The organism is Rhizobacter sp. P2_H3 (genome assembly GCF_056403355.1).
Window position 1 is genome coordinate 14,354 of the sequence record NZ_JBFUFQ010000068.1, and the last position, 12,856, is coordinate 27,209.

A 12,856-nucleotide genomic window follows, 5' to 3' on the forward strand; every position below is an offset into this window, starting at 1 on the left:
GCGCCATGCTGCTCATCACGAAGGTTGCACGCGAAAGCCGCTTGGACGCACGCCCGCGGGGCGGCGCCGCGACAACTCTCGTCACGCAAGGCCAGTCGCTGACCACCAAGCTGCACGACAAGGGCATCGACATCTCTGCCGCCGATCAAACCACGCGTGCCAGGTACGAGGCGATTGACAAGCATCGGCCGACCTTGCATCCCGCGTGCGCGCTGTGGTTCGCCCAGCAATGCCTCGCTCGAGGCGACAAGGATCTCTTTTGTGAGGTCGTGACGACATTCCGGCTCAAGCGCCTGCATGGCATCGTCGAGAACGCGAGCATCGTTGCCGAGAGTCTGAAAGACCTGCCAAGCGTTCATCAGATCGAATTCGCGCAAGGATGCGTTTTCACCGAAGCGTGCGTCGACGGGCTGCACACTGCCTTGTCTCAACGCCGCGAGGCCCCCCCCTTCGAACTGAATCTGCACGGCTGCGCGATCGAGTTCTCCGGCCTGAAAGCACTGGCCGCCGCTCTGCCCTCCATGACGTCGCTGGCCATGCTGAGCATCTCGAAGCCCGTCCTGTCCGGCGAGCCTTGCGACACCGGGCTCGGCCCCGCCATTGGCGACAGTCCGCACCTGCTTGCCTTCAAACTCGACGTACCTGCCGTGACACAAAAGGCCGCCGAGGCGATCGGCAAAGGCATCCGGCAGAACCGATCCCTCATCGAAGTGCACTTCTGCACCGATGCATCGATCGAGTGCCCGCAATGGCTGATGGCCGAACTGGCCCGCCCGGATGCAATCGATCCGACGCGTCCGGGCCTGGCCGCGCCGGCCCTGGCAACCCTCGTGTTGGTCGGAGATCGCGGCAAACACATCACTCTCGTGTTCCCGGAGGCCTGCACCGAGCATTTGGCCAAGGTCGTCGACAACAACCCATTGCTGACGCGGGTTCGGATCGAACCTTTCATGGAGTTCCACGAACCTCGGACATGCCTGGGCTTGTTCGCCATCTGCAAGGCGCGGCCTATATGCCTCGACATCCATTTGGTCTTCAACGGCAACTTCCCCAGAGCGTATCCAAAAATGAAGGACACCGACCCCAGGTACGTCGGAATGGAGAAGCCGCTCAGGCCGACTCTGAACTTCCTTCGCCGGACGAGTCCTGCCCCCCTCTTGCGCCCGGAACTGGCACGACAGGGGTCCGCGACCGTCCTCGCGGCCTTGTTGCCCCTGGGTGGATTGGCGGCGGATCTGTGCCCGCTCATCGCCGGCCACGTGTCGGACCAGCGCACGCTCACCGCGCTGCGCTGCATCAACAATGCGGCCGTGAAAGCGACCCGGCGATTCCACCGAGCGTTTCAAGTGGACCTCGTGAAGAGCCTGCCCCATTCGTTCGGTGACATCGAGTTTGCACACCACGTGATGGGGCCGCCATTGGCGGGCTTGTCGATGAGCGATTCTCGGCGAGCCACGTTGCAGTCGTCGATCGATACGCGGCCCGATGCTGTGCGGCTGAAGGCGCTGATGGACAGTGAAGGGCAGCGCATGCTGGGAAATTGGAAAGAGCAGGAACTCTTGTTGACCAACTACCACTTTACCGAGCAGCTCCAGCATGATCATGCAAGGCTGGAGGCTTTCCGCAGGTTCTTCCCCCAACTCAAAGGGAAATCGGGAGACATCTCCATGCGGCACTTGTCTTTCGAGGTCGGCCTTCTGAAAACAGGAGAAGACTTCAAGCGCAGCGTCAAGAAGGCTTTCGAGCGCATCCCGAAGCTGTTGAGCCCGAAGGAGAGCAGGGACAGCGCCCCCTCCTCCCCGCCCGAGAAAAAAGACTAGGACCCCAGCGCCTGCGCCACATACCGCGTCACCTTCGGCGGCGACTGCTCCACATGGAAGCCCAGCCGCCGTTCGCGCAGTTCCAGGTCGAACACCGTCATCCGGTCGAAGTGCCGCAGATGCTCGGCCCATGATTCGTTGACGAACTGCTCGACGTAGAGCGACGGGTCCGAGGTGTCGCGGAACAGGCTCCACGACAGCACGCCGCGGCGCAGGCAGCTGCTGCGCCGCTCCTGCATCACGTGCAGGAACTCGCCCACGCGCACCGGGTCGATCCGGTACTCCACCGCGATCAGCACCGGCCCGTCGTGCGGGTCCAGCGGCAGCGCGGTCACCGGCGGGCGCAGCGGGTTCTCCGTCGCGTTGGCCGGCGTCAGGTCCTCCTCGGCCACCGCCGAGAGCCGCACCCGCCGCGTCAGCAGCAGTGCCACGCAGCCCATCGCCGCCGCGCCCATCAGGCTGCTGCGCAGGTCGCTCATTGCCGCCACCTGGCCCCACAGCGCCGCACCGGCCGCGCTGCTGCCCATCAGCGCCATCTGGTAGATCGACATGCCGCGCGCCCGCACCCAGTCGGGCAGCGCGAGCTGCGCCGACACCGTCAGCGAATTGGCCACCGAGATCCACGCCGCACCGGCCACCGCCATCGCGCCCGCCGCCACCGCCACGTTCGGCGCCAGCGCCACCACCACCATCGCGAGCGCCTGCACGAACGAGCCCCAGCGCACCAGCTCGTCCGAGCCCAGGCGCTGGCGGATGCGCGGCAGGTTCAGGGCCGCGGCGATCGCGCCGGCGCCCATCGACGCCAGCAGCAGCGTGAAGGTGCCCGCGCCGCCGCCATGCAGGTGCTTGGCCACCAGCGGCAGCAGCGCGAGCAGCGCCGTCGACTGCAGGAAGAAGATCGACACCCGCAGCAGCACCACGTGCATGCGCGCCGATTCGCGCACGTACTGCACGCCGACGCGGATCGCGCCGAGGAAGCGCTCGCCCGGCAGCGTGCTCGCCTTCTGCTCGCGCTTCCAGCGGCTGATCGTGAAGGCCGCGCCGATCGACAGCAGCGCGTTCAGCACGAACACCCACGCGCTGCCAGCGCTCGCGATGATCGCGCCGGCCAGGATCGGCCCGATGATGCGCGACGCATTCATCGCGATGCCGTTCAGCGCCAGCGCCGACGGCAGCTGCGAGCGCGGCACCAGTTCCGGCACGATGGCCGCGAACACCGGCCAGCGCATCGCGAGGCCGATGCCGTTCGCGAAGGTCAGCACCAGCAGCAGCGGCGCGTTCATCGCATCGAACGCGATCGTCGTGCAGGTCACCACCGCCACCGCGGCCACCCACAGCTGCGTCAGCATGAAGTAGCGCCGGCGGTCGAGGATGTCGGCCATCGCGCCGCTCGGCAGCCCGAGCATGAACACCGGCAGCGTCGACGCCGACTGCACCAGCGCCACCAGCACCGGCGAGGTCGTCAGCGAGGTCATCAGCCACGCCGCCGCCACGTCGTTCATCCACATGCAGACGTTGGCGGCGACCCAGGTGCCCCACAGCATGCGGAACACCGGGAGCGAGAGCGGCGCCCAGGCTGAAGTGGGCGGCGGAGAAACGACAGGTGGAAGAGAGGGGGTGCTGGACATCCCGCAACGGTAGCACCGCGCCCGCGTCCATCACATGTGGGATGGACGTAGATCCCCGCCGCACGATACTGGCCCGGCAGCCTCAACCACCCCGGAGGAGCCCATGAAGCTCTTGATCTCCAAAGGTGCGTCCGGCCCGGACGTGACCCGTCTCGCGAAGGCGCTCGCCGCCGAACTCGGCCCCGATGCCGCGGATTTCCCGGTGCTCGCCAGCACCGGCCCGTCGATCGACGACGGCTTCGACGCCGCGATCCGGCGCTGGCAGGCCGGCATCGGCATCATCGCCGACGGCATCGTCGGCCCGCGCTGCCAGATGCTGCTGAAGCTGGCCGACGAAGGCCCGCCGACCGATCCGGTGCTGACGGTCGGTCTCGTGAGCCAGCTGTTCCCTGCGACCAAGCCGGCCAACATCGCGCGCTACCTGCCGTATGTCGAAGCGGCCTTGCGCGCGGCCGGCCTGGTCGACCGGCCGATGGTGCTGGGCGCACTCGGCACGATCCGCGCCGAGACCGAGGGGTTCGTGCCGATCGCCGAGTTCCAGTCCCGCTTCAACACACCGCCCGGCGGTGCGCCGTTCAGCAGCTACGACCTGCGCCGCGACCTCGGCAACGGCGCGGCCGGCGACGGCGCACGCTACAAGGGCCGCGGCTTCGTGCAGCTGACCGGCCGCGCGAACTACAAGCACTACGGCGAGGTGATCGGCATCGCGCTCGATGCCGACCCCGACAAGGCGAACGCGCCGGAAGTGGCTGCGGTGGTGCTCGCGCAGTTCCTGTTCGACAAGGCCGACAAGTTCCGCGCCGCGATCGGCAAGGGCGATTTCGCGGCGGCACGCAAGCTGGTCAACGGTGGCGCGCACGGGCTGGCCGCATTCCGCAGCGTGTTCGAGCTCGCGGCCACCGCGCAGGCGCCGGCGGCCGCCGGTGCCGGTGCTGCCAAGGGCAAGAGCACCTCGCGCCGCCCCGCCGGCAGCACGCACCGCGTCTCGCGCACGAAGAAGGACACCGCCGACCTGCGCGACCGCCAGTACATGCCCGCAGCGCTGACGCTGCCCGATGAATTCCCGGCCGCCGAGGTCGTGCAGCACTTCCTGCCCGGCTATGCCAAGGCCGGACTGATCCTGGACCAGGGCAGCGAGGGCGCCTGCACCGGCTTCGGGCTCGGCTGCGTCATCAACTACCTGCGCTGGCTGAAGGCGAAGACGCCGGCCCGCTTCGAATCGGTCAGCCCGCGCATGCTCTACACGCTGGCGCGCCGCCACGACGAATACGAAGGCGAGAACTACGAGGGCTCCAGCTGCCGCGGTGCGCTGAAGGGCTGGTTCAACAACGGCGTGTGCCTGGAGAAGGACTGGCCCTACCAGGCCGACAAATCCGACACCGCCCGCTACGGCTTCGCAACGCGGGCCACGCAGAACACGCTGGGCGTCTACTACCGCGTCGACACGCAGTCGATCACCGACATGCAGGCGGCCATCGCGCAGCACGGCGCGGTGTTCGTCTCGGCCTTCACGCACGACGGCTGGGACGGCGTGCCCGACGTCGCCGCCGAACCGAAGGGCCATGCCGACCTGCCGCTGATCGCGTTCGACGGCAGGCCGTCGAAGGATGGCGGCCATGCGTTCGCGCTGGTCGGCTTCAACGACCGCGGCTTCGTGCTGCAGAACTCCTGGGGCCGCGACTGGGGCGCCGGCGGCTTCGCGACGCTGTCGTACCTCGACTGGCTGGCCAATGCGATGGACGCCTGGGTCGTCGCGCTCGGCGTGCCGGGCGTCGTGGCCGGGCGGCTCGCGGTGGCGCAGCCGGGTGCCAAGAGCACCGGCGCGAAGCGCGGCGAGGCGAACCGCAGCGGCTGGTGGGACAGCGCGCTCGCGTACCGGCACAGCGTCGTGCTCGGCAACGATGGCCGCGTGAGCCGCTACCTGACCGAGGATGAGCAGCCGCRCAAGCTGCAGCAGCAGGCCTACGCGCTGCCCGACCAGTGGTTCCGCAGCCAGCCCGACGGCCCCGGATCGGGACCGAAAAGGCTGCTGCTGTACGTGCACGGCGGCCTGAACAGCGAGGCCGATGCGATCAAGCGCGCCAGCGCGATGGGCCGCTACCTGCTCGGCAACGGCTGCTACCCGCTGTTCCTGGTCTGGAAGACCGGCATGCTCGAATCGATCGGCGACATCCTGTCGGACGCCTTCCACCGCGAACCGGCGCGCGCCGGTGCCGGCGAATGGCTGACCGACAAGACCGACCTGCTGATCGAGAAGACCATCGGCCGCCCGCTCGCGAAGCCGATCTGGAGCGAGATGAAGGAGAACGCGCAGCTCGCGTTCTCGCCGCGCCACGGCGGCGAGCTGCTGCTGGACGCGATCCAGTCGCTGGCGGCCACCTGGGGCGCGCAGTTCGAACTGCACCTGGTCGGCCACTCGGCCGGCTCGATCGCGCTCGGGCACTTCCTCAGCGCGCTCGCGCAGCGCCAGCACGCCGGGCGCGACGACGGCCTCGCGCAGCGCCTCGCGTCGGTCAACCTGTATGCGCCGGCCTGCACCGTCGCGTTCGCGAACCAGCACTATGCGAGCGACGCACGGGTGATGGAGCGGCTGCACCTGGACGTGTTGTCCGACAAGGTCGAGCGCGACGACAACGTCGCGTCGATCTACCGCAAGTCGCTGCTGTACCTGGTGTCGAACGCGCTGGAAACCGACCTGCGCACGCCGATCCTCGGGCTCGATGCCGTCAACGACGCCGCGTTCGCCGGCTGGGACGGCTCGTCGGACACCGGCGAGGCGCTGGCCACCTGGCGCGCCGCGGCGGCCGATGCGCAGCTCGCGAAGCGCACCCAGCTCGTCACCAGCGACCGCATCGAGACGGCGATCGGCAGCGACGGCCAGCCGGTGCTGATGCGGGCCTCGCACGGCGGTTTCGACAACGACATCGAGGTCGTCACGCGCACGCTGCAGCGCATCCGCGGCAGCGCACTGGCCTTGAAGGTGGACGACCTGCGCGGCTATTGACGGGCCCAGGGGCGTCCGCTCCTACAGGCATCCGGTTCCACGTCCGACGCGCAGCGCCGGGCGTGGCCGCGATGATCGGCGCCATGGACATCACGCCGATCCCGTATGACCCGTCCTTCGAACACGCCGAGGAGGACGAGGGCGCGGTCTGCGACCAGATGATCGAGACGATGCGTGGCATCGCGCAGACCACGTTCTCGCACGCCGGCCACGGCCTGCGCGGTGTGCATGCCAAGAGCCACGGCCTGCTGCGCGGCGAGTTGCGCGTGCCGGCCGGGCTGCCGGCGGCGCATGCGCAGGGCGCGTTCGCGCAGCCCGGTGAATGGCCGCTGGTGATGCGGCTGTCGACGATCCCCGGCGACATCCTGGACGACGCGGTGTCGACGCCGCGCGGCATGGCGATCAAGCTGATCGGCGTCGACGGCGTCCGGCTGCCGGGCAGCGAGGGCGCGTTCACGCAGGATTTCGTGCTGGTCAACGGACCGGTCTTCGGCTCGGCCGGGCCGAAGCAGTTCCTGGCCGGCCTGAAGCTGCTGGCCGCCACGACCGACCGCGCGCCGACGCTGAAGAAGGCGGTGTCGGCGGTGCTGCGCGGCGCCGAGAGGGCGATCGAGCAGGTGGGGCTGCAAAGCGGCACGCTGAAGGCGCTTGGCGGACACCCGCAGACGCACCCGCTCGGCGACAGCTACTTCAGCCAGGTGCCGATGCTGTGGGGGCCGTACATGGCGAAGATCGAGGTGGTGCCGGTGTCGGCGGAACTGCAGGCACTGACCGGCGCGCACGTCGAGATGGAAGACCGCCCACAGGCCCTGCGCGATGCGGTGATGTCGCACTTCGCCCGAGCCGGCGGCGAGTGGGCGCTGCGCGTGCAGCTGTGCACCGACCTCGAGACGATGCCGATCGAGGATGCGTCGGTGCGCTGGCCCGAGGACCAGAGCCCGTTCGTCACCGTCGCGCGCATCGTGATGCGGCCGCAGCTCGCGTGGACCGAGGCACGCTCGGCGGCGATCGACGACGGCATGTCGTTCAGCCCGTGGCACGGGCTCGCGGCGCACCGGCCGCTGGGCGCGGTGATGCGGGTGCGCAAGCGGGTCTACGAGATGTCGGCGCGCTTCCGGGCCGAGCGCAACGGCGTGCGGATGGCGGAGCCGCGTTCCGCCGACGACCTGCCGCCCTGACCGAGGTCAGGTGCGCGGCACGACCGCCGTGACCTCGATCTCGACGCGGGCGCGCGGCTCCATCAGCGCACTGACCTGCACCGCGCTCATCGCGATCGTGTAGCTGCCGACCAGTTCGCGGAACACCGCGCCGACCTCGCGGCCGCGCGCCAGGTACTCGGCACGGTCGAGCACGTACCAGGTCATGCGCACGATGTGCTGCGGCGCCGCGCCGCCTTCGGCCAGCACCGCGCAGACATTGCGCAGCGCCTGCCGCACCTGGTCGACGAAATCGTCGCTCTCGAACTCGCAGCGCTCGTTCCAGCCGATCTGGCCGGCGACGAACACCAGCACGCCCTCGGCGGCCACGCCGTTCGCATAGCCGCGCGGCGGCAGCCAGCCGGGGGGTTGCAGCACTTTCATCCTGATGTCTCCTCTGTGTGTGTACGCCGGCTTCGACAGGCTCAGCCCGAACGGGAGTGGGGCTCAGCCCGAACGGAGCTTGAAGCGCTGCAGCTTGCCGGTCTCGGTGCGCGGCAACGCGTCGCAGAACTCGATCGCACGCGGGTACTTGTAGGGTGCGATCGCCTGCTTCGCGAAATCCTGCAGCGCCTTCACCATCGCCGCGTCGCCAACCTGCCCCGGCCGCAGCACGACGAAGGCCTTGACGACCTGCCCGCGCTCGTCGTCGGCCACGCCGACCACGCCGCACTCGGCCACCGCGGGGTGCTGCAGCAGCGCCGCCTCCACCTCCGGCCCGGCGATGTTGTAGCCGCCCGAGATGATCATGTCGTCGGTGCGCGCCTGGTAGACGAAGTAGCCGTCGTCGGTCTGCAGGTAGGCGTCGCCGGTCAGGTTCCAGCCCCCGCTCACGTACTGGCGCTGGCGCTCGTCGGCCAGGTAGCGGCAGCCGGTCGGCCCCTTGACCGCGAGGCGCCCCACCTGCCCCGGCGGCAGCGGCCGGCCCGCATCGTCGAGCACGCAGGCGCGGTAGCCCGGCACCACCGTGCCGGTCGCGCCCGGCCGCGCATGCGCCTCGTCGTGCGAGATGAAGATGTGCAGCAGCTCGGTCGAGCCGATGCCGTCGATGATCTCGATGCCGCTCGCCTGCTTCCACAGCTGCCGCGTCGCCGCGGGCAGCGCCTCGCCGGCCGACACGCACTGGCGCAGCGACGACAGGTCGTGCGCGGCGAGCTGGCCGGCCATCGCGCGGTACGCGGTCGGCGAGGTCACCAGCGTCGTCGCGCGGTACTGCGCGATCGCGGCCGGCAGCGCATCCGGCGCCGGCCGCTCGACCAGCACCGTCGACGCGCCCACCGACAGCGGGAACAGCAGCAGCCCGCCGAGCCCGAACGTGAACGCGATCGGCGGGCTGCCGATGAACACGTCGTCGGCCGTCGGCCGCAGCACATGGCGCGGCCAGCAGGCGCAGGCGGCCATCACGTCGCGGTGGAAATGCAGCGTCGCCTTCGGCGCACCGGTCGTGCCGGACGTGAAGGCCATCAGGCAGGTGTCGTCGGCGGCGGTGCGGGCGGTGTCGAATTGCGCCGGCTTGCCGGCCATGCGCGCCTCGAGGCCGCCGTCGCGCTCGGTCATGAAGTGCAGCACGTGCACGAGCGTCGGGCACTGCGGGCCGGCCAGCGCCAGCTCGTCGGCCAGCCGGATGTCGCACAGCGCATGGCTGATCTCGGCCTTGTGGACGATCTGCACCAGCTCCTTCGCGCGCAGCAGCGGCATGCTGCCGACCGCGATGCCGCCGGCCTTCACGACGCCGAACCAGCAGGCCGCCAGCATCGGCGAGTTCGGCCCGCGCAGCAGCACGCGGTTGCCGGGCACGAGGCCGAGGTCGTCGACCAGCACGTGCGCGATGCGGTTGGCCTGCGCCTGCAGCTGCGCGTAGGTCCAGCGCACGCCCTGCCCCTGCACACAGAGTCGGTCGCCGTGGCCCTCGTCGACCCAGCGGTCCAGCAACTCACGAGCGCAGTTCAGCTCGCCGGGAAACTGCAGCTCCGGCAGGTCGAACACCAGCTCGGGCCATTGATCGCGCGGCGGCAGGTGGTCTCTGGCAAAGGTGTCGACGTGCGCAGACATCTCACGTTCCTTTCAGCAGCTCGCGGGCAATGATCAGTTGCTGGACCTCGGTGGCGCCCTCGTAGATGCGCAGCGCACGGATCTCGCGGTACAGCGTCTCCACCGTGTTGCCGCTGACGACGCCGGCACCGCCCCACAACTGCACCGCGGCATCGATGACCTGCTGCGCGCCCTCGGTAGCCACCAGCTTGGCCATCGCGGCCTCGCGCGTCACGTTGCGGCCCTGGTCGCGCTGCCACGCGGCGCGGTAGGTCAGCAGCGCTGCGCTGTCGACGGTGGTCGCCATCTGCGCGAGCTTGGCCTGCGTGATCTGGAAGTCGGCGAGCGTCTGGCCGAACATCTTGCGGGTCGTCGCGCGCTGCAAGGCTTCATCGAGCGCACGCCGCGCGAAGCCGAGCGCGGCCGCGGCCACCGAGGTGCGGAAGATGTCGAGCGTGCGCATCGCGAGCTTGAAGCCCTGGCCCGCCTCGCCCAGCCGCTGCGCCTTCGGCACGCGGCAGCCGTCGAAGCGCAGCCTGGCCAACGGGTGCGGCGCGATCAGCTCGATGCGCTCGGCGATCTGCAGCCCCGGCGTGTCGGTATCGACGATCAGCGCGGTGATGCCGCGCGAGCCGGGTGCCTCGCCGGTGCGCACGAACAGCACGTAGAAGTCGGCGATGCCGCCGTTAGAGATCCAGGTCTTCTCGCCGTCGAGTACATACGCATCGCCGTCGTCGCGCGCCGCGCAGGCAAGCGCCGCCACGTCGGAGCCGGCCTCGGGCTCGGACAGCGCGAACGCCGCGATCGCCTCGCCGCGCGCGACCCGCGGCAGGTAGCGCTCGCGCTGCGCCGGCGTGCCGTCCAGCGAGATCGCGCCCGAGCCGAGGCCCTGCATCGCGAACGCGAAATCGGCCAGGCCGTGGTGGCGCGCCAGCGTCTCGCGCAGCAGGCAGATCGCGCGGGTGTCGATCGCGTCGCCCGGCCTCTCGGCGATCGCGTGGCGCAGCCAGCCGGCCGCGCCGAGCTGCTTCACGAGGCGTCGGCAGGTGGTGTCGACATCGTCGTGCGGCACGTGGGCCAGGTGCTCGCCGCACCAGCGCGAGAGCGCCTGCTCCAGCGCCGCATGGCGCGCCTCGAAGAACGGCCAGTCGAGGTGGGTGCTCATCAGTCGCCCTCGAACACCGGCTTCGACTTCGCCGCGAACGCCTCGTACGCGCGTTGGAAATCCTGCGTCATCATGCAGATCGCCTGGGCCTGCGCCTCGGATTCGATCGCCTCGTCGACGCCCATCGCCCACTCCTGGTGCAGCATGCGCTTCGTCATCGCATGCGCGAAGCCGGGGCCGGCCGCGATCTCGCCGGCCCAGGCCAGTGCATCGGCCTGCAGCGCATCGGGCTCGCTCAGGCGATTGAAGAAGCCCCATTGCAGCGCCTCGTCGCCGCCCAGCGAGCGGCCCGTGTACAGCAGCTCCGATGCGCGCCCCTGCCCGACGATGCGCGGCAGCAGCGCGCAGGCGCCCATGTCGCAACCGGCCAGCCCGACGCGCGAGAACAGGAAGGCGGTCTTGCTGCGCGCGGTGCCGACGCGCAGGTCCGATGCCATCGCGATGATCGCGCCGGCGCCGGCGCACACGCCGTCGATCGCCGAGACGACGGGCTGCGGGCAGGCGCGCATCGCCTTCACGAAATCACCGGTCATGCGCGTGAAGGCCAGCAGGTCGGGCATCGCCATCTTCGTCAGCGGGCCGATGATCTCGTGCACGTCGCCGCCGGAGCAGAAGTTGCCGCCGGCGCCCTGCACGACGATCGCGCGCACCTCGTCGACCTGCGCAAGCGTGCGGAACAGGTCGCGCAGCTCGGCGTACGACTCGAAGGTCAGCGGGTTCTTGCGCTCGGGCCGGTTCAGCGTGATCACGCCGACGCGGCCGTGCAGCGCCCAGCCGACATGCCGAGGCGAGATCGCGGCAGCACTTTGCCGGTTGCCGGACGCGAGGTGGGAGTCCATAGCACGTGTCATGTCTTCTCCTTCGGCTTGGTCTTCTTCACCGGCTTCGCAGGCGACGCGCTGTCGATGCCGGCCAGGTGCCGCTTCAGCACCGAGAGCAAGTCCTGCACCTGGGTCTTCTCGTCGGCCGACCAGCCGGCGAACAGCTCGACGACCCACTGCTCGTGCGTGGCCGCCATGCGCCGGAACTGGCGGCGGCCGGCCGGCGTCAGCTGCACCGCGAACGAGCGCCGGTCGTCCGGGCGCGGCACGCGGCGCACCAGGCCTTCGGCTTCGAGCTGGTCGGTGATGCCGGTCACGTTGCCGCCGGTCACCATCAGCCGCTGCGACAGCTCGCCCATCGCCAGGCCGGCGGGTTCGCGCTCGAGCTGCGCCAGCAGGTCGAAGCGCGGCAGCGTGGTCGCGAACTCGCTGCGCAGCCGGTTGCGGATCACCGACTCGATGCGGTTGCTGCACGACAGCAGGCGCAGCCAGAGCTTCAGGGCTTGATGGTGGTCGTCGATGACCCGCGATTCGAGGTCGCTGATGTCGGAAATCACATCACCTCCCCGCCGGCCACGGCGATCGCCTGGCCGGTGATGCTGGACGATTCGCGCCGGCACAGCCACAGCACCGCCTGCGCAACCTCGTCGGGCTGCACCAGCCGGCCCTGCGGGTTGGCTGCCGCCAAGGCGTCGCGTGCCGCGTCGGCGCTGCGCTGCGTCTTGCTCGCGATCTGCCCGACCGCGCGGGCGACGATGTCGGTGTCGGTGTAGCCGGGGCAGACCGCGTTGACGGTGACGCCCTTGCGCGCGACCTCGAGCGCGAGCGCCCGCGTCAGGCCCAGCACGCCGTGCTTCGCGGCGCAATAGGCGGCGACGTAGGCGTAGCCCTTCAGCGCCGCGGTGCTCGCGATGTTGACGATGCGGCCGAAGCCGCGCTCGGTCATGCCGGGCAACACCTGCCGGGTGCACAGGAAGGTGCCGGTCAGGTTGACCTGCAGCAGGCGGTTCCATTGGTCGAGCGTGGTGCGGGCGAAGGGCTGGCTTTCGACCTGGCCGGCGTTGTTGATCAGGAGGTCGACCGGGCCGACGGACGCGAAGGCCCGCTCGACGCCGGCGGGGTCGGTGATGTCGACGGCGCAGGTGTGAATCGCGGGCAGGGCTTCGACAGGCTCAGCCCGACCCTTCGACA

Annotated in this window: 10 protein-coding genes; 3 read left to right on the forward strand and 7 right to left on the reverse strand. The window is 69.9% G+C overall.

Annotation, left to right across the window (positions count from 1 at the left end):
* The first annotated feature begins 5 nt into the window (after positions 1–5).
* Positions 6–1,820: a leucine-rich repeat domain-containing protein gene (locus AC1D1T_RS14825; RefSeq protein WP_477992060.1), complete on the forward strand. Its 1,815-nt coding sequence runs from the start codon at positions 6–8 to the stop codon at positions 1,818–1,820.
* Here the strand turns inward: AC1D1T_RS14825 and AC1D1T_RS14830 are convergent.
* On the reverse strand, positions 1,817–3,448 hold the full coding sequence (locus AC1D1T_RS14830) for an MFS transporter (RefSeq protein WP_477992061.1): 1,632 nt from the start codon (positions 3,446–3,448) through the stop codon (positions 1,817–1,819). The genes AC1D1T_RS14825 and AC1D1T_RS14830 overlap by 4 nt on opposite strands.
* 103 nt (positions 3,449–3,551) lie before the next feature.
* Here AC1D1T_RS14830 and AC1D1T_RS14835 point away from each other — a divergent pair, with 103 nt between their 5' ends.
* Complete coding sequence (locus AC1D1T_RS14835) at positions 3,552–6,452, forward strand: C1 family peptidase (RefSeq protein ID WP_477992062.1); 2,901 nt, start codon at positions 3,552–3,554, stop codon at positions 6,450–6,452.
* 83 nt (positions 6,453–6,535) lie between these two features.
* Positions 6,536–7,630 carry a catalase family protein gene (locus AC1D1T_RS14840; RefSeq protein WP_477825628.1) on the forward strand — a complete coding sequence of 365 codons (1,095 nt, stop codon included), beginning with the start codon at positions 6,536–6,538 and terminating at the stop codon, positions 7,628–7,630.
* 6 nt (positions 7,631–7,636) lie between these two features.
* On the opposite strand, the gene AC1D1T_RS14845 is transcribed toward AC1D1T_RS14840, so the two are convergent.
* From AC1D1T_RS14845 to AC1D1T_RS14870, 6 genes are all read right to left on the reverse strand, one after another.
* On the reverse strand, positions 7,637–8,032 hold the full coding sequence (locus AC1D1T_RS14845) for a RidA family protein (RefSeq protein ID WP_047500657.1): 396 nt from the start codon (positions 8,030–8,032) through the stop codon (positions 7,637–7,639).
* 63 nt (positions 8,033–8,095) lie between these two features.
* Positions 8,096–9,700: an AMP-binding protein gene (locus AC1D1T_RS14850; RefSeq protein ID WP_477825629.1), complete on the reverse strand. Its 1,605-nt coding sequence runs from the start codon at positions 9,698–9,700 to the stop codon at positions 8,096–8,098.
* Position 9,701: 1 nt separating this feature from the next.
* Positions 9,702–10,844, reverse strand: coding sequence for an acyl-CoA dehydrogenase family protein (locus AC1D1T_RS14855; RefSeq protein ID WP_477825630.1), 1,143 nt, complete (start codon positions 10,842–10,844; stop codon positions 9,702–9,704).
* Positions 10,844–11,695, reverse strand: a complete 852-nt coding sequence (locus AC1D1T_RS14860) for an enoyl-CoA hydratase family protein (protein ID WP_477825631.1) — start codon at positions 11,693–11,695, stop codon at positions 10,844–10,846. The genes AC1D1T_RS14855 and AC1D1T_RS14860 overlap by 1 nt, the downstream gene beginning before the upstream one ends.
* Entirely contained in the window at positions 11,692–12,222 is a 531-nt protein-coding gene (locus tag AC1D1T_RS14865; RefSeq protein ID WP_052211258.1) for a MarR family winged helix-turn-helix transcriptional regulator, read from the reverse strand. The genes AC1D1T_RS14860 and AC1D1T_RS14865 overlap by 4 nt, the downstream gene beginning before the upstream one ends.
* A partial coding sequence (locus tag AC1D1T_RS14870) for an SDR family NAD(P)-dependent oxidoreductase (protein WP_477992063.1) occupies positions 12,219–12,856 on the reverse strand: 638 nt, incomplete at its 5' end. The genes AC1D1T_RS14865 and AC1D1T_RS14870, both read right to left, overlap by 4 nt.